We start from the raw sequence: 17,277 nt of genomic DNA, 5'->3' as shown, positions 1-17,277 counted from the left end.
CGCGAACGCCGTGTTCAGCGGGCCGCCCCGGCGAGGGCGGCCCGCTCGGGCTCCTCGGCCCGGACCACCGGACCGGCGTCGGTGGCGGCCTCTGGCCGCTGTCGGCGCCGGCTCCGGCGTGTCAGGAGCCGGTCGGTCCACAGGGCCACCACCACGCCTCCGACCCCGCCCATCAGGGCCGCTCCGGCGAGGCCCCGGCTCTTGTTGCCGGTCTGCGCCACCGAGGTGGGTGGCACCAGGAGGGTCACGCTCATCCGCGCGGAGTCCGGGACGCCCTGCTGCGTCTGCATGTCCGTCAGGTGTTCGGTCCAGATCTCGATGATCTTGCGGACGGTCGTGTCGGCGGTGGCCGGATCGGCCTGCTCCGCCTGGATCTGGAGCGAGGGGATCAGATAGCGCGGGGTGACGCTGGTCCCGCTGTTCCGCGGGATCAGCCGGTACGTGCCGCGCACCCCCGCGGCGCGCAGCTCCTCGGCCCCCTCGGGCGAGTCCAGCTGCTGCACGGCGGCATAGGAGACGGCGGCGAGCGGTGGTTGCAGATTGGCCAGTTGGTTGGGCTGATTGTCCGTGACCGGCGGCTTGAGCACGACGATCGCCGTGCTCAGGTACGTCTGGGTGGGGTGCAGCACTTGCACGGCTCCGGCGGCCGCGAGCACCGCCGCCACGATCAGGACGTACCAGCGCCGACGCAGCGCACGGATCAACTCACCAGGCGACACAGGGATTCCTTCCGTTGTGACCGATCTTTCCAGGACACGGGTAGGTCCGCCATCAATTGCGGTTCCCTCGGGAGGTGTTCATGAGCATCGGTGAGATCCTCGCGGTGCTCCGGCGCCGCTGGTACGTGATGGTGCCGCTGACGCTGATCAGTCTCCTCGCCGGGGCCCACCTGTACCGTTCGGTGCCGGTGGCCTACCAGTCGCAGAGCTCGGTGGCGCTGCTCGACTCGACGGCGGTGGCCGAACTGGCCCCCGCCTTCGGCAATCCCATCGCGAACGCCGGCGGTTCGCTGGTGGTCACCGCGGACGTGCTGATCAGGACGCTGTCGGGGACGGACGCGGCGCGGGACCTCCAGGGCATCGGTGTGACCGATCCCTACACGGTCGGGTTCGCCGCGAACACCTCGGGGCCGATGCTCACGCTGACCGTCACGGGGACCGACCGGGAGAACGTGCTGGAGGAGACCAACAAGCTGACCGCGTTCGCCGGGGAGACGCTCAACGCGCTCCAGGCGGCGGCCAAGGTCAAGCCCGCGTACATGGTGCAGACGGCGCCCGTGGTGCTGCCGCAGACCCCGGTGCCGCAGATGAAGAGCCGCTACCAGCAGGTGCTGGGCGTCGTCATCCTGGGCACCACCGCCGCCTTCGTCCTCTCCTTCCTGACGGACAGCCTGCTGGCGGCGATCCGGCGCAGGCGCGCGGCCGAGGCCGCCCCGGCCCGGGGGCGCGGGCGCCGCAAGCCGTGGGGGCGGCAGCTGGACGCGACCGCCCTGCTGAGCGGCTATCTGGCGCTGGCCTTCTTCATCCCCTCGAACCTGACCCTGCCGGGGATGGGCGGGGTGGGCACCCCTGCCAACGTGTTCGCGCTCCTGTGCCTGTTCTGGTATCTGGCGGCCTGGATCACCGGCCGGATCCGGCCGGCTCCCGGTACCCGGCTGCCGCGGGTGGTGATGTGCCTGCTGGCCTTCTCCGTCCTGGGCTCCTACCTCGCGAACGCGATGCGCGGCAGCTCGCACAAGGAGGTCCTGGCGGCGGACCGCGGACTGATCGGGCTGCTCGTCTGGGTGTCCCTGGTCGTGCTGGTCTCCGCGGGGATCCAGGACCGCGAGCGTCTGGACGTGCTGTTGCGCCGGGCCGTGGTGATGGGGTCGGTGGTGGCCGCCATCGGCTTCTACGACTTCTTCACCGCGACGAACGTCGCCGACAGCATCAGCATCCCGGGCCTGCAGTCGAGCGTCGCCCAGATCACCACCCTGGACCGGGGTTCCTTCACCCGGCCGCGGGCGACGACGGCGCAGCCCCTGGAGTTCGGCGGGATGCTCGCGATCCTGCTGCCCTTCGCCGTGCAGCAGGCCTTCGACCCGGTACGACGGCACCTGCGCGCCTGGCGCCGCTGGGCCCCGGTGGCGCTGATGGGGGGCGCGCTGCCGCTGACGGTGTCGCGGACCTCCATCATCGGGGCGCTCATCGTGGTCCTGGTGATGGTGCTGCGCTGGAAGCCGGAGCGGCGGTGGGCGGCGATCGGGCTGCTGATGGGCGCGGTGGCCTGCTTCAAGGTGATCATCCCGGGGTTGATCGGCACGATCACGGCGCTCTTCGCCTCGTTCGTGTCGAACTCCGACAGCAGCACCCAGGCCCGTACCGTCAAGTACAGCGCAATCGTCCCCTACCTCACCGAACGGCCCCTGTTCGGAAGGGGTTTCGGGACCTTCCTGCCCGAACTGTTCTTCTTCACCGACAACCAGTACATGCTCACCCTGGCGGAGATGGGCCTGGTGGGGCTGCTCGCCCTCCTGGTCCTCCTGTTCACCGGGATCCACCAGGGCGGTGCCATCCGGCGGCTGGCCCGCACCGAGTCCGATCGGGAGCTGGGGCAGGCCTTCTTCGCCTCCGCCCTCGTCTCCCTCGTCATCGCCGCCACCTTCGACGCCCTCAGCTTCCCGATGTTCGCCGGGGTGTTCTTCCTGACGATCGCCGCCGGAGGCAGCTACCTCGGGTTCATCCGGCGTACGGCGCCGGAGCCCGCAACCGTGGAGTCCCCATGCAGTTCGACCAGCCGACCGCCGACCACCGACCGGAGCCGGGTGGCGGCCCGGTAGCCGTCCTCGTCGTCACCTGGAACAGCGCCGCCGTGCTCCCCGAGTTCCTGGCCTCGCTGCCCGAGGCCATGGCCGGGCTCGACTGGCGCCTGGTCGTCGCCGACAACGACTCGGCCGACGACACCGTGGAGCTGATCCGGTCCCTGGCCCCGGACGCGACGGTCGTCCAGACCGGCCGCAACGCCGGTTACGCGGCCGGGGTGAACGCCGCCCTGGCGGCCGCCGCCGCGTGGGAGGGCGGCTTCCGCGCGGCCCTGGTCTGCAATCCGGACATCCGGATGAGGCAGGGCTGCGCCAAGGTGCTCGTGGACGCGCTGGGCACCGGCGCGCCCGGTGACGCCCGGGTCGGGATCAGCGTCCCGCTGCTGTACGAGGAGGACGGCCGTACGCTGCTGCTCTCGCTGCGCCGGGAGTCGCGGGTGACCCGGGCGCTCGGCGAGGCGGTGCTGGGCAATCGTCGGGCCGGGCGGTTCCCGCGTTGGAGCGAGATGGTCACCGACCCGGCCGCGTACGAGCGGGCGACGGTCGCGGACTGGGCGACGGGCGCGCTGATGGCACTGTCCGGGGAGTGCCTGGAGGCCTGCGGGCCCTGGGACGAGTCGTTCTTCCTGTACTCGGAGGAGACCGAGTACTGCCTGCGGGCCCGCGACCTCGGCTTCGTCACCCGGCTGGAGCCCGCGGCCACGGCCACCCATCTGGGCGGGGACTCGCAGGTGTCGCCCCGGCTGTGGACCCTGTTGACGCTCAACCGGGTGCGGCTCTACGGGCGCCGGCACGGGCCGGCGGCGACCGCCGCGTTCCGGGCGGCCGTACTGCTACGGGAGACCTCCCGCGCGCTGCTCGGCCGGCCGGCCAGCCTGGCGGCCGCGAAGGCCCTGGCCGACCCGTCGGCGCTACGGGCCACACCCGGGCCGTGACGCTCGCCAGGACGCTGCCGGGCGGGTGATGCCGGTGAGCTTGTCGGGGTTGGTGACCGAGTAGACGCCGGTGATCCTGTCCCCTTCGGGGGTCAGGTCCACCACGACGACGGCGAGCGGACCGCCGTCGACGAAGACGAGCGCTCCTGGGTCGCCGGCCACCCGGCGGTGGCGGAGGTCGACACCCGCCGCCGGCAGGGCGCGCGCCACGGACATGAACACGGCGGCGACCCGGTCGCGGCCGTGGACGGGGTGCAGGCTGACGGCCGGACCCTTGCCGCCGCCGTCGGTCCAGAGCGTGACGTCGGGCGCCAGGAGTTCGAGGAGCGTGCGCAGGTCCCCGCCGAGCGCGGCCGCGGCGAAGCGCTCGGTGACCCGGGCGTGCAGGTCCGCCTCGGGCCGGTGGCGGGGTCGACGGGCGTGGACGTGGCGGCGGGCCCGGGTGGCGAGTTGGCGGACGGCCGTCGGCGAGCGGTCCAGGATCCGGGCGATCTCCGGGTGCGTGAATCCGAACACCTCGTGCAGCACGAACACGGCGCGTTCCAGCGGGGACAGCGTCTCCAGGACGACGAGCAGCGCCATCGACAGTTCCTCGGCCCGCTCGACCCCCTCGCCGGCGTGGTCCTCGACGCCGGCGAGGGGCTCGGGCAACCAGGTGCCGACGTAGCTCTCCTGACGGCGGCCCAGCTCCGCCCGTCGGGCGAGCGCCTGGTTCACGGCGATCCGTACGAGGTACGCGCGGGCGTTCTCGACGGGCTCGGCGTCGGGTCTGCGGTGCCGGGCGGACCAGGCCAACCACACCTCTTGGAGCGTGTCCTCGGTGTCGGCGACGGTGCCGAGCATGTTGTAGACCACCGAGAAGAGCAGTTCGCGGTGGCCGAGGAAGCGGTCGGTGACGGAGTCGAGCGGGTGGGGCGGCGGGGTGGCGGTCATGCGTCCTCCTTGTCTGCCGTGACCGAAGAGGTCGCCCGGGCCGGGAGTGTGACACGCGGCGGCCCGGGTGTGAGCCGTGTCACGGTGGGCCGCCGCGATGTCACAGCCGGAGCCGGGTCCGCCCTCTGTGGTGGCGTCCGGGGTGGAGGGGCCGCCCCGGCGCACAGGAGGAGGACCTGTCATGCGTACACGGATCCACGGCGTCCGCGTCTTCGACGGCCGGCAGGCCGCCGGTGTCCGGGACGTGGTCGTGGAGGACGACCTGGTCGTGGCGGTGTCCGCCCCCGGGGCGGCCCAGGACGCCGACGTCGAGGTCGACGGTCGGGGCAGGACCCTGGTGCCGGGGCTGATCGACGCGCACACCCACGTCTTCGACGGCAGTCTCGCCGAGGCCCTGCGTCACGGGGTCACGACCGAGCTCGACATGTTCTGCCTGCCGCGCCCGCTCGCCCGCCACCGGCGGCTCGCGGCCGACCGCGACGACGTGGCCGATCTGCGTAGCGCCGGCCTATCGGCGACCGCGCCCGGCGGACACCCGACCCAGCTGATCGCCGCGCTGACCGGCACCCTGCTCGACCCGGAGGACGTGTCGGAGCTCGACTTCGTGACGGATCCGGAGCGGGCGCCGGAGTTCGTGAAGGCCCGCCTCGCCGAGGGCAGCGATTTCCTCAAGCTCGTCATCGACGACGGGACCGTGCACGGCGCCGATCTGCCCGTCATGTCCCCGGCGGTCGCGAGCGCGCTGACCTCGGCCGCCCGCGCGGCCGGGCTCCGGGTCGTCGCGCACGCCGTCACCGCCACCGACGTGGTCACCGCGCTGGACGCGGGAGTGGACGGGCTCGCCCATGTGTGGGCCGATCTCGCCCCGCGGGACCCGGCGTGCGCACGCCTCGCCCGGCGGGTCCGCGCCCAAGGCGTGTTCGTCGTGTCCACGCTGGCGTACTTCGAGGCGGTCGACGCCCAGGGGGCCGGCGCGGCGACGTGCGTGCCTCCCGGCCGGTACCCGGCCGCCGTCGGCGCGCTCCGCGCGCTGCGCGAGGCGGGCGTCCCGCTGCTCGCCGGCACCGACGCCACCCCGTTCGCCCCGACCCACGGCGCGGGTCTGCACCGTGAACTGGCGCTGCTCGTCCAGGACGGCGGGCTGAGCCCGCGGGAGGCGCTGACCGCGGCGACCGCCCTGCCGGCCCACCACTTCGGCCTGGCCGACCGGGGCCGGATCGCCCCGGGGCTGCGCGCGGACCTGCTGCTCGTGGAGGGCGACCCGACACAGGAGGTCTCGGCCCTCGGCGCGATCGTCGACGTCTGGCGCCGCGGTGTACGGCAGGCCCGCTGAGCCCGGACCCGTACGTCCGGCGCCGTCCCCCACCCTTCCAGGAAAGGACCACACCCATGTCCGACGAACGCTTCGTCCTCCTCGACGCGGGAGCGGCCCGTCCGGGCCGGATCCCGCTGCCGCCCGCCTTCTCGGTGAAGGCCGCCACGGCGGACACCGAAGGGCGCTTCTCCCTCCTCGAAGTGGTGCTGGCGCGGGAGATCCCGCGTCACACGCACCATGTCGCGGACGAGAGCGTGTACGTGCTCGACGGCGAGCTCCTCGTCGACATCGAGGACCGCTCGCACACCCTGACCGCCGGGCAGTTCGTCCTGCTCCCCCACGGCGTACCGCACGCGCTGCGCCCCGGTCCCGGTGGGCCGCCGCGGGTGCTGCAGATCTCCTCGCCGGGCGGCTGGGAGTGCTTCGTGGAGGACATGATCGAGGCCGGACCACACCTGACCGTCGACGGCCGACTGCACCCGGCCCGACTCAACCGGATCGCCCGCAGGCACGGCATCACGTACGAGGAGACGGAGCAGGGGGCAGCTGACCCCAACTGGTCCAGAAACTTTCCGGGTTGACCAGGTAGCGGACCGTCGCCCGGGGGAGGTGGCGTACCTCGTGGTGGCGCGCGTAGCGGCGGATCAGTTCCCAGTCCTCGCGGGGCAGGACCTCGGGGGTGCGGCGCAGTCGGCTGAAGTGCAGGGACCGGGTGCGCCGTGCCACGAAGGCGTTGGTGTCCAGGAAGGCCTCGTGGGCGGCGCGGCGGCGGTCGAAGGGGACCGAGAGGACGTCCCGGTCGGTGCCGTCGGGCAGCACCCTGCGCAGGGCGGTGTAGACGGCGTCGGGTCCGTCGGGTGCCTCCAGCGTGGCCAGGGCCTGCTCCAGGTGGTCGGGCTCCCAGAGGTTGTCGTCGTCGAGGAAGGCCACGTAGCGCGATCTGGTCAGGCGGATCCCCACGTTGCGCACGACACCGGCGGTCGCCGTGTTGCGGGCCAGGGAGACCGCGAACAGTCTTGGGTCGGGTGGGAGTTCGGGCAGGCCGGCGCCGTCGTCGACGACGATGACCACGTGGTCGGTGACCGTCTGGGCGAGGGCGGAGCGGACGGCGGCCCGTAGTGCCTCGGGGCGTCGGTGGGTGGGGATGACGGTGGCGACCAGGGCGGCCGGGGGGTCGCCCAGGTCGGCGGCGAGGCGGCGGGCCTCGGCGTCCTCGAAGCGGCGCAGCCGTAGGGCGGAGGGGGCCAGCAGGACCTTGTTCCGGGCTTCGAAGAGCACCAGCCAGCCGAAGGTCCGCTTGAGCAGTTCCCAGGGGGCCCGCGCGATCCGGCGCATCATGTCCTGTCGGTCCTCTCGGTGGTCAGGAGGCGGGTGGGGGTTCGACGGGGCGGCCGTCGGACATGCGGTTGCCCTTCCACACGTTCCCGGCGCCGGCCGCGTTCCAGGCGGTGGCGGCGCCGTAGGCGCCTGCGGCCGGGTGGTACTGGGTGGAGAAGACGTTGTTCGTGACCTGGATGCCGGTGGCGCCCGGGCCGCCGCCGTAGAGGGCGTACGCTCCCCCGGCCAGCCAGTTGCCGTCGACGACCACCGAGGAGACCACTCCGGTGTCGGCGAACAGGCCCACGGCCGCGGTGGCGCCCTTGTCGACCGCCGTGGAGTTGAGCAGGGTGTTGCGGCGGATGGTCAGCCGGCCCTTGTTGCCGCCGCCGCTGATGACGGCGTCGGTGTGCTGCCATTCGCCGCCCTGGTTGCGGAAGGCCACGATGTCGTGGACGTAGTTGTCGTGCAGGTCCCCCTGTCCCATGGACAGGGCGTTGCCGAACACCGAGATGTCGCACCAGCCGACCTCGATGGAGCTGCCGCCCATGTTGGAGACCGCGTAGTTGACCCCTCCGTTGTCGGGGCCCTTGCCGGGGACGGCGGTGATCGTGGTGTGCAGGACCTTCAGTCCGCCGAAGCCGGGGCGCAGGTTGATCCCCCACCAGTTGGTCGAGGTGATCCTGCTGTCGATGACGGTGACGTCGTTGGCGTAGATGTCGAGGGAGCCGCGGATGTCCCAGCCCTTGATGACCATGCCGTCCTGCTTGACGGACATGTTCCCGGTGTCGTGCCGCTCCAGTGCGATCCGCGGGCCGGTGGTGCTCGCGTCGGGGAATCCGCAGGTGCCCGGCGAGGTGCAGGCGGGGGTGGTGGGCGGCGGTTCGCTCCCGGACGGCGAGGCGGTCGGGGAGGGCGGGCCGGAGGTGGTCGGCGAGGCCGAGGCCGAGGCCGAGGAGGAGGGTGGGGCCGGGGCCGTGGCGGAGGGGGTGGCGGGCTCGGTGGCGCCGGGGGCGGCCGCGTGCTCGCTCACCGCGGTGCGGTCGGCCTGGTAGAGGGTGAGGACGACGGCGAGGACCACTCCGGCGAGCAGCCACGCCGTCAGGCGCCTTCGGTGCTGTGTCACAGCTGTCTAGCCTTTGAGTAATGCGCGGCCGGGCAGGACGCACAGGACGTAGCAGAGGGTTCCGGCGGCTCCGGTCGCCAGGAGCGCGAGGACGCCATCGCCCAGGTACCGCTCCAGGAGGAGGAGTACGGCGGACATCACCGCGCCGCCGAGCAGCGGCCAGGCGCAGGCCCGGGCGACGGTGCCCAGGCGGATGCCGCCGCGGTGCAGGGCGAGGAGGAAGACCGGGACCACGACGGCCCCGGCGACCAGCACGTGGCCCTGGGCGACTCCGACGATCCCGCCGGTGCGGGCGCCGATCACGAGGGCCGGGATCAGGATGATCAGCCACAGTCCCTGGACGCCGATGAGCGAGCGGCGGTGGCCGATGGCCACCAGGCAGTCGTAGGCGAGTTCGCAGCCGATGCGGACCAGGCCGAGTGCCATCAGCCAGGGCAGGGCCCGGGCGGCGGGCAGCCAGCGTTCGCCGTAGATCAGTTCCACGACGGGGGCGGCGAGGGCGGCGAGCAGGACGCAGATCGGGACGGTGCCGGCCATCACGACGCCGAGGGCACGGGCGAATCCGGCGGCCAGCGCCTGTGGGGAGTCGGCCAGTCGGGAGAAGCCCGCGAAGGAGACGCGGCGGGCGGCTTCGGAGATGATGCGGACGGGCCAGCCGGAGATGTTGAAGGCGAGCACGTAGAAGCCGAGGGCCAGGGGGTCCAGGGCCGAGCCCACCACCATGGTGTCCACGTTGACCACGCCGAGGGCGAGCATGCTGGCACCGGCGAGCGGCAGTCCGAACTTCAGCAGCGCCCGGGCCTGTTCCCGGTCCCAGCCGAACTTCAGGGTGCCGGGTGCGGCGAGGCAGCAGCCGATGAGGGCTGCCACGTTGCCGACCACGGATCCCCAGGCGAAGCTCATGGCGCCCCAGCCGTCGACGGCGAGGAGCAGGGTGACCGCGGTGCTGAGGACGAAGTTGAGGCCGTCGACGGCCATCCGTCGGCCCTGCGCGAACTCCCGGGTGAGGAAGCCGGCGGGGACCTGGGAGAGTCCGTCGAGGACCACGCACAGGCACATCACCCGCAGGACGCCGGAGGCCTCGGGCGAGCCGAGCACCCCCGCCACCGCGGGGGCGACCGCGAAGAGTACGGCGTACAGCAGGCAGCTGGAGGCGGCGCTGAGGGTGAGGACGGTCGGCGCGAAGCGGCGGGGGTCGCCCTCCCAGCGCACGATCGCGAGCGAGACGCCGAGTTCGTTCGCGGAGAGGAGGACCAGCAGGACCGTCTGGGCGATCCCGTACACGCCCCAGGCCTCGGGTCCGAGGAAGAAGCGGGCCAGGACGATGCCGGTCGCGAAGTTCCCGAGGCGCATGACCACGGTGTTGATCAGGCTCCACTTGGCCGCGGAGCCGACCTTACGGCCCAGCGACGGCACCGGTGTCGGCGCCGGGGTGGTGTCGCCCGCGGTGTCCGCGACGGGGCCGGTCACGGTGATCCGGCCGTACGGGAGCCGGCGGCGGAGCCGGCCGGATGGGCGACGGTCATGCGCAGGGTGGCCGTCGGGTCACCGGCGTCGGCATCGGAGCCGTCGCCGCCCTCGGCGGGGGCGGGTCGGTGCTTGCCGGGCGAGGCCCCCCGGCGCTTTCGGGCCTCCACGAAGAAGGTGGCGACCAGGCTGAGGACGAAGCCCAGTGCGCCCGCCATGATCAGGAACTGGAGCCTGGCCTTGGTCTGCGCCTCCGGCTTCTGCGGGGGCACGATCGTGGCCATCCGGATCATGGCGTCGGGGGTCACCGACTGCTGGGTCTGGAACTCCAGCAGCCGCTTCTCCGCGTACTTGGTGAGGATTTCGTCCGACTTCAGCACGGCGGCCTGGTCGGTCCCGACGACGCTCAGCCACATGTAGGGGCCGAGCGCGTTGTCGGCGATCTTCGCCTCGTGCACTCCGGTGACGCCGAGGGACTTGAGGTCGGCCTTGGCATCGTCGGAGTTGAGGTTGCGGGCCAGGCCGTCGGCCATCCCGGTGAGCGAGGCCTGGGTGCTCAGGAAGGGGTTGCCGTCGAAGGCCACCGTGGCCTTCTTCGAGTTCAGCAGGGTCACCGTGCTCTGCGACCGGTACTCCACCGGGACCAACAGGTACACGGCGGCGGTGAGCGCCGCCGTGATCAGCAGTCCGGGCAGCAGCACGTACCAGCGTCTGCGCATGACCCGCCAGATCTCCGCGAGATCCATGGTCTTCCCCTTCGAATTGCGTTTACAGCACGTGCTGTTGTTCGGTGGCCGCCCCGCGCGGGACGAGGTCGGTGGGGCGCGGCCTGGTGTGTGCGGGCGGTCCGTCGAGCAGGACCGCGGCGATGCGCTCGCTCGCCCGGCCGTCCCAGAGTTCGGGGCAGCGCGGCGCGGGCGGATCGTCGAGGACCCGGTGCACGGTGGCGGTGATGCGCTCCGGGTCCGTTCCCGCCAGCACGTTCGTACCCTCCTCGACGGTGATGGGGCGCTCGGTGTTCTCCCGCAGGGTCACGCAGGGCACCCCCAGGGCGGTGGTCTCCTCCTGGACGCCCCCGGAGTCGGTGAGGACCACGCGGGCGGAGTCCTGCAGGGCGATGAAGTCGAGGTATCCGGCGGCCGGGACCAGCCGGATGCCGCCGGGCACGCCCAGCTCGGAGAGCCGTTCGGCGGCCCGCGGGTGCACGGGCAGCAGCAGCGGACAGCGGTCGGCGATCTCGCCGAGCGCCTTCAGCAGGCCGCGCAGCGCCCCCGGGTCGTCCACGTTGGCCGGCCGGTGCAGGGTGACCAGGCCGTAGCCGCCCCGGGTCAGCCCGTACCGGTCCAGGACGTCCGACCGCCTGGCCCGGTCCAGGTTGGCGAGCAGGGTGTCGATCATGACGTTGCCGACGACGTGGATCTGGTCGTCCCGGTAGCCCTCGGCGCGCAGGTTCACGGCGGCGTCGGGCGAGGGGGCCAGCAGGTAGTCGCTGAGCCGGTCGGTGGCGACCCGGTTGACCTCCTCGGGCATGCTCCAGTCGCGGCTGCGCAGCCCGGCCTCCACGTGGGCCAGCAGGGAGCCGGCCTTCGCGGTGACCAGGGCGCAGGCGAGGGTGGAGTTGATGTCGCCGACCACCACGACGGCGTCCGGGGCGAGTTCCTCGATGAGCGGCTCGAAGGCGGCCATCACCCGACCGGTCTGTTGGGCGTGGCTGCCGGATCCGGCGCCCAGGTAGCGGTCGGGCGGCCGGATGCCGAGGTCACGGAAGAAGACGTCGTTCATCGACTCGTCGTAGTGCTGCCCGGTGTGGACGAGGATCACCTCGGCGCCGCGGCGCTCCAGTGCGTCCATCACCGGTTTGATCTTCATGTAGTTGGGCCGGGCCCCGGCCACGCAGACGATCCTGGTCACGGGGTCAGAGCACCTCCACGGTGGGTCCGGAGACCCGGTTGCGGCAGTCGAGGACGTAGGAGGCGTGCTCGGTGACCATCTGGTAGTCGAAGGAGTCGTGGTCGGTGAGCAGGACGACGACGTCCGCGGCCGCCAGCTCCTTGCGGGTCGGTTCGACCCGCACCAGGCGGGCGTCGACCTTGATGCTCTCGACGACGTGGGGGTCGGCCGCGCGGACCTTGGCGCCCATGTCGAGGAGCAGTTGGGCGATGCGGACGGCGGGCGACTCCCGGGCGTCGCCGGTGTTCTTCTTGTACGCGAGTCCCAGCAGCAGGATCTTGGAGCCGTTGACCGAGCGGCGCTTGGAGTTGAGCGCGTCGATCACGCGGCGTGTCACGTATTCGGGCATGTGGTTGTTGATGTCGTTGGCGAGTTCGACGAAGCGGAAGTTCTGGCCGAGTTCGCGCTGGACCCGCCAGTTGAGGTACGAGGGGTCGATCGGCAGGCAGTGGCCGCCGACGCCCGGGCCGGGGGTGAACTTCATGAAGCCGAAGGGCTTGCTGGACGCCGCCTCGATGGCCTGCCAGACGTCGATGTCCAGGTGGCGGGCGAACATCGCGATCTCGTTGACGAGGGCGATGTTGACGTGGCGGAAGGTGTTCTCCAGCAGTTTGGCCAGCTCGGCCTCCTTGGGGGAGCGCACGGGCACGGTGGTGTCGACGAGGTCCCCGTAGAAGGCTTCGACGGCCTTCAGGGAGCGGGCGTCGACGCCGGACACCACCTTGGGGGTCTGCTGGAAGCCCCAGACGGTGTTGCCCGGGTCGATGCGTTCGGGGCTGTAGCCCAGGTGGAAGTCCTCGCCCGCGGTGAGGCCGGAGCCGTCCTCCAGGATGGGCGCGAACAGTTCCTCGGTGGTGCCCGGGTAGGTGGTGGACTCCAGGATGACGGTGGCACCCGGGCGCAGGAAGCGGGCCAGGGTGTGCGCCGACTCCTCGATGTAGCGCAGGTCGGGGGCGCCGTCCTGTAAGGGTGTGGGCACGGTGACGACGGCGACGTCGAAGCCGCCGCAGTCCCGGGCCAGTTCGCTGGGGCGGTAGGTGCCGCGCGCCAGTGCGCGCGCCAGCCGTTCGGAGGAGACGTCCTCCACGTACGACTCACCGGCGGCGAGGCTCTTGACCCGCCGGGTGTCCACGTCGTACCCGATCACCTGGTGTCCGACCTCGGCGGCCCGGATGGCCAGCGGAAGTCCGACGTATCCCTGTCCCACGACGACGACGCGCATCAGTAACTCCTGTTCGCGGAAGGGGCGGACGGTGTGCGGTGGATGAGTTCCCGGACCGTCATGAGGAGGAAGGCAGCGTTGGTGGTGAGGTAGCGCTTGCCGAGCCGGCGCGGCTCCTGGAGGGTGCGGTAGAACCATTCGAGTCCCATCCGCTGCCAGACCAGGGGGGCCCGCTTGGTGATGCCGGCGAGGATGTCGAAGGAGCCGCCGACGCCGTGGACCACGTGGGCCCCGGTGCGTTTGCCGTAGCCGGCGGTGAAGATCTCCTTCTTGGGTGAGGTCATGCCGAGGAACAGCAGCCGGGCTTCGCTGTCGGCGATGGCGTCGGCGATGCCTTCCTGGTCACCGTCGCCGAAGTAGCCGTTGCGGCTGCCGGCCACCCGCAGCTTCGGGAAGCGCTCGGAGATCTGCCCGAGCATCATCTCCAGGACGTCCTCCTGGGCGCCGAGCAGGTAGACGGGGATGTCCGCGACCTCCGCGGCGGCCAGCAGCCGCATGAACAGGTCGATTCCGGCGACCCGTTCGGGCAGTTTCACGCCCAGTACCCGGCCGGCCCAGACCACGGCCTGGCCGTCGGCCAGGACGAGGTCGCAGCCGGCGACCGCCTCGGCGAGGAGGGGGTCGCGTCGCATGTTGACCAGCTTGGCCGCGTTGACCATGCCGATCTCGATCTGTTCGCCGCGCCGCACCGCGTCCAGGCAGCGCTGTACGGTCTCGTCCATGGTCAGCGGGTCGAGCGGGACCCCGAAGAGGGACTGTCGTCGTGTCATCTCCGGGGCCCTCCGAGCCAGGCGAAGAGCATCCAGCCGAACTCGTACGGTCGGCACTCGCGGTCCACGGCGCCGGGTCGGAAGATCCGGTCGAGCGGGGCGAGCCGGGCGTGCGGTGCCACGCGGGTGGTGAGCCCCCGGGCGGCCCGGACGGCCTTCTTCGGGTCGCCGCGGTAGACCTTGCGCCAGGTGACGCCGAAGTCCTCGCGGATCATCGACTCCCGCGGGTTCCCGGTGGGGTCCGCGAGTTCGGGGACGTCCGTCATCCAGCGCAGGCCGCGGCGGATCGCGGCGCCGAAGTCGGTGCCCCCCGCCTCGGCCAGGTCGAACAGGGCGGTCGGGGCCATCGCGTGCTGGTGCACGCTGTAGACCGGGTAGCCCTCCACCACGCCGCCCTCGCGGGCGTCGTAGTGCCACCACCACTGTCCGCCGTCGCCCTGCAGTCGGCAGATACGGGCGGCGCAGGCGTCGGCGGCCGCGAGGGCCTGCGGGTCGTCGCCGCTCGCGTGCAGCCGGGCCAGTGCCTGCAGCGGATAGGTCTGGTCGGCGAAGCAGGCCACGTGGGCCCGGTAGCCGGGGACCAGTCCGGGCTCGGTGGCGTGCGGGAAGAGCGGGCTGTCGCCGACCCGTGCCGCGAGCAGCCGTACGCGGGCCGCCGCGAGGCGCTCCTCCACGTCCACCACGGGGCGCGCGGCCGTGAGCGCGGAGAGCACCCAGGCGGCCTCGACCGTGTACTGCGGTCGCCCGGGTACGTCGAGCGTGGCCACCCGGTCGAGCGCGTCGGCCAGTTTGGGGTGGCCGGTCTCCGCGGCGGCCCAGGCGATGAGCGCCGCGTCGCCGAGGTTCACCACCCCGGGGAGCCGTTCCACGAGCAGCCCCGTGAACTCCTGCGCGGTGTGCCCGCCGAAGAGCGCGCGCTGCCGGTCCTCGGGCAGGAATCGGGCTCCGAGCGCGGTGATCGCCGCGTACCGGGTGCTCGTTCCCCGCTGTTCCAGGACGGGGGTTCCCTCGGGTGAGATGACCCCTGCCCGGGTGAAGACGAAGGTCTCCTCGTCCGGCAGGTACATCGCCGGGAGCCCCGCCTCGGCCAGTGCGAGCAGCCGCTCGGCGAGGGCGTGCAGCGACTGGTCCTCGTGGGCCAGTGCTCCTAATCGTGTGGTGTTCATCGGGTCCCCACCCCGATTCCCCTGGTGCTCCCCGCACCCCGTATGTCCGAGCTGTTCGGCTCCAACACACCTACCCCCTCTGATCTTTCTCCTCGGACGGACCTGGCGGTCGTCGCTCCGTGGAGGGGGACTGCGCATGACGGCGTCCGTGCCCGCGGCGATGTCACGCCGATGGCACGAACCGTCCGAAGGCCGGCGTCTGGATCCCCCCAGCGATGCCTCGGACCGGGACACGCGTGAACGGCAGCGTCAGCAGGCGCGGGTGTGCCCGCGCCGGCCATGGCACTGCCCCGGTGCCCTCGTCGTACACAACCCCCCACTGAACATGGCCTGTTGCCTGCTCAGATCCCGTGTGCAGGGACACGTTATGCCCGCGGATGTTCGTTGATTGTGGTTTTGAGGAAATGCCGGTGCCCTAAATTGCCGACATTCCGTCAGGTTCGCTCGATGAGCGTGCCGTCCTTCTCTTCGTGCAGCGCTCCGGTGCGCGGGCACTCCCAGGTACCCGGTTCCCCCTCGCGCTCCACCAGGCGGACCCCGGCCCGGCCCACCCACCCGATCCGTCGCGCCGGCACACCCGCGACGAGCGCGAAGTCCGGCACGTCCTTGGACACCACGGCGCCGGCCGCGACGAGCGCCCAGCGTCCGACGCGCACCCCGGCCACGCACACGGAGCGGGCCCCGAGCGAGGCCCCCTCGGCGACCACGACCCCGGCGGCCTCCCAGTCGCCGTCGCGCTTGATGCGACCCTCGGGGTCGACGGCGCGCGGGTAGAAGTCGTTGGTGAGCACCGCCGCGGGGCCGATGAAGACCCCGTCACCGAGGACCGCGGGCTCGTAGACGAGTGCGTAGTTCTGCAGCTTCACGTGGTCGCCGATCCGTACGCCGGGCCCTACGTAGGCCCCGCGCCCGACGATGCACCCGCGTCCGAGCCGGGCCTCCTCACGGATCTGCGCCAGATCCCAGATCGTGGTTCCCTCACCGAGTTCGGCGCTCTCGTCGACCTGGGAGGAGGGTTGGATACGGACACTCACGGCACGGTCCCCTTACGGCTGCGAGGCATACGGAAGCACAGATGCACCATGTACGCATGTACGGAGTGCGGGTGTACGAACCGAGCATATGCGCCGAGGGGCCGACCCACCCGCAGATCAACCGACTGTTCACGCAACGCATTTGAGCCCGGCTCGCGACGGCCCGATCGGCGACGACGTCCGGGAACGGAACCGGGTCCCGGGCCGGCGGCCGGATCGAGGAGAACGTCACGCAGCGGCGCATTGGGGGCGGAAAGGGGTGAAACCCGATCGACGGTGGGGCGTTAGAGGGGTGGGCCGCCGTTTCGCCCGCGGCTCAGACGAGAGTACGAGGAGCACGATGACAGACCCGAGGCCGGCCGGACGCGGTCGGATGAAGCTGGCAGCCCGATGCCGGGTGGCCACGGAAGCCCCCGCCTTCGGGATGGTCGTCTTCTGCGCGATCCTCTTCAACGCCGCGTTGATGGGGGTGGAGACCTACAGCGGCCTCGCCGCGGAGTACCGGCTCGTGCTGCAGGGCGCGGAGAACTGCTGCCTGGCCCTGTTCACCCTGGAGATGCTGCTGCGGGTGGGCGCCTGCGCGGACCGGCCGAAAGCATTCTTCCGCGACCCGTGGAACCTCTTCGACCTCGCGGTCGTCGCCTCCGCCTTCGTCCCGCTCGTCCGCGAGAACACCACCCTGCTCCGGCTGCTGCGCCTGGCCCGGGTGCTGCGCACCGCCCGCTTCCTGCCGCACCTGCGCATCCTGCTGATCGCGGTGGGCCGCAGCCTGCCGGGCACCGCCAGCTTCCTGTTCGTCGGTGCGCTGGTGCTGTACGTGTACGCCATGATCGGCTGGGTCTGCTTCGCGAGGTCGGACCCCGGGCACTACGGCTCCGTGGGCCGCGCGATGCTCACGCTCTTCCTGCTGACCACGCTCGACGGCCTGACGGACGCCGTCCGTGCGGGGCTGCAGATCTCCCGGCTGAGCATCATCTACTACGCCTCCTACGCGCTGCTCGCCTCCTTCGTACTGGTGAACGTGCTCATCGGCGTGGTCCTCAATTCCCTGGACGAGGCACGCGAGATGGAGGACGAGGCGAAGCGCGCCCCGGCGCCGGGGGCGGAGCCCGACGTCCGGGCGCGGCTCGCCACGGCCCGCCGGGCCCTGGACGAGATCGAGGCGAGCCTGCCGCCGGCGGCCGACCGGCCGGAGCGGCGGCTGGAGGCCTCGCACACCGGGGCCTGAGACCGCCCGGGCGG

At 72.0% G+C, this 17,277-nt stretch carries 16 protein-coding genes; 5 read left to right on the top strand and 11 right to left on the bottom strand.

The window, feature by feature from the left end; translation table 11 throughout:
* Nucleotides 1–14: 14 nt before the first annotated feature.
* Nucleotides 15–719, bottom strand: coding sequence for a Wzz/FepE/Etk N-terminal domain-containing protein (locus OG624_RS31455; RefSeq protein WP_051763056.1), 705 nt, complete (start codon nt 717–719; stop codon nt 15–17).
* A gap of 80 nt (nt 720–799) precedes the next feature.
* On the opposite strand from OG624_RS31455, the gene OG624_RS31450 reads away from it, so the two are divergent.
* Nucleotides 800–2,818, top strand: coding sequence for an O-antigen ligase family protein (locus OG624_RS31450; protein ID WP_161293947.1), 2,019 nt, complete (start codon nt 800–802; stop codon nt 2,816–2,818).
* A complete protein-coding gene (locus OG624_RS31445) occupies nt 2,761–3,735 on the top strand; it encodes a glycosyltransferase family 2 protein (RefSeq protein WP_051763055.1) in 975 nt (324 codons plus the stop codon). The genes OG624_RS31450 and OG624_RS31445 overlap by 58 nt, the downstream gene beginning before the upstream one ends.
* Here the strand turns inward: OG624_RS31445 and sigJ are convergent.
* Entirely contained in the window at nt 3,712–4,668 is a 957-nt protein-coding gene (gene sigJ / locus OG624_RS31440; protein WP_051763054.1) for an RNA polymerase sigma factor SigJ, read from the bottom strand. The genes OG624_RS31445 and sigJ overlap by 24 nt on opposite strands.
* Before the next feature lie 181 nt (nt 4,669–4,849).
* Between sigJ and OG624_RS31435 the strand changes: the two genes are divergently transcribed.
* Nucleotides 4,850–6,001, top strand: coding sequence for an amidohydrolase family protein (locus OG624_RS31435; protein ID WP_371640079.1), 1,152 nt, complete (start codon nt 4,850–4,852; stop codon nt 5,999–6,001).
* 56 nt (nt 6,002–6,057) lie between these two features.
* Nucleotides 6,058–6,564, top strand: coding sequence for a cupin domain-containing protein (locus OG624_RS31430; protein ID WP_051763053.1), 507 nt, complete (start codon nt 6,058–6,060; stop codon nt 6,562–6,564).
* Here the strand turns inward: OG624_RS31430 and OG624_RS31425 are convergent.
* From OG624_RS31425 to OG624_RS31385, 9 genes are all read right to left on the bottom strand, one after another.
* Nucleotides 6,500–7,321, bottom strand: coding sequence for a glycosyltransferase family 2 protein (locus tag OG624_RS31425; RefSeq protein WP_244290732.1), 822 nt, complete (start codon nt 7,319–7,321; stop codon nt 6,500–6,502). The genes OG624_RS31430 and OG624_RS31425 overlap by 65 nt on opposite strands.
* A gap of 22 nt (nt 7,322–7,343) precedes the next feature.
* Nucleotides 7,344–8,426, bottom strand: coding sequence for a hypothetical protein (locus tag OG624_RS31420; RefSeq protein WP_033218031.1), 1,083 nt, complete (start codon nt 8,424–8,426; stop codon nt 7,344–7,346).
* A 6-nt stretch (nt 8,427–8,432) separates the two neighbouring features.
* Nucleotides 8,433–9,896 carry an oligosaccharide flippase family protein gene (locus OG624_RS31415; RefSeq protein WP_371640078.1) on the bottom strand — a complete coding sequence of 488 codons (1,464 nt, stop codon included), beginning with the start codon at nt 9,894–9,896 and terminating at the stop codon, nt 8,433–8,435.
* Entirely contained in the window at nt 9,893–10,639 is a 747-nt protein-coding gene (locus OG624_RS31410; protein WP_208869319.1) for a chain length determinant protein, read from the bottom strand. Before OG624_RS31410 ends, OG624_RS31415 begins: the two co-directional genes overlap by 4 nt.
* A 22-nt stretch (nt 10,640–10,661) precedes the next feature.
* A complete protein-coding gene (gene wecB, locus OG624_RS31405) occupies nt 10,662–11,804 on the bottom strand; it encodes a non-hydrolyzing UDP-N-acetylglucosamine 2-epimerase (RefSeq protein WP_371640077.1) in 1,143 nt (380 codons plus the stop codon).
* A 4-nt stretch (nt 11,805–11,808) separates the two neighbouring features.
* Nucleotides 11,809–13,065 carry a nucleotide sugar dehydrogenase gene (locus OG624_RS31400; protein WP_033218028.1) on the bottom strand — a complete coding sequence of 419 codons (1,257 nt, stop codon included), beginning with the start codon at nt 13,063–13,065 and terminating at the stop codon, nt 11,809–11,811.
* Nucleotides 13,065–13,835, bottom strand: coding sequence for a WecB/TagA/CpsF family glycosyltransferase (locus tag OG624_RS31395; protein WP_033218026.1), 771 nt, complete (start codon nt 13,833–13,835; stop codon nt 13,065–13,067). The genes OG624_RS31400 and OG624_RS31395 overlap by 1 nt, the downstream gene beginning before the upstream one ends.
* The gene (locus OG624_RS31390; protein WP_033218024.1) at nt 13,832–15,001 is read right to left on the bottom strand and encodes a hypothetical protein; all 1,170 of its coding nucleotides are present in this window, start codon (nt 14,999–15,001) and stop codon (nt 13,832–13,834) included. The genes OG624_RS31395 and OG624_RS31390 overlap by 4 nt, the downstream gene beginning before the upstream one ends.
* Nucleotides 15,002–15,435: 434 nt before the next feature.
* Nucleotides 15,436–16,035: an acyltransferase gene (locus tag OG624_RS31385; protein WP_033218022.1), complete on the bottom strand. Its 600-nt coding sequence runs from the start codon at nt 16,033–16,035 to the stop codon at nt 15,436–15,438.
* Nucleotides 16,036–16,375: 340 nt separating this feature from the next.
* On the opposite strand from OG624_RS31385, the gene OG624_RS31380 reads away from it, so the two are divergent.
* Nucleotides 16,376–17,263, top strand: coding sequence for an ion transporter (locus tag OG624_RS31380; RefSeq protein ID WP_051763051.1), 888 nt, complete (start codon nt 16,376–16,378; stop codon nt 17,261–17,263).
* The last annotated feature ends 14 nt before the right edge of the window (nt 17,264–17,277 follow it).

Origin of the sequence: Streptomyces virginiae (assembly GCF_041432505.1) — a bacterium.
Classification (GTDB): Bacteria; Actinomycetota; Actinomycetes; order Streptomycetales; family Streptomycetaceae; genus Streptomyces; species Streptomyces virginiae_A.
The sequence above is the reverse complement of the archived record's forward strand: the minus strand, read 5'-3'. Positions and strand labels throughout refer to the sequence as shown.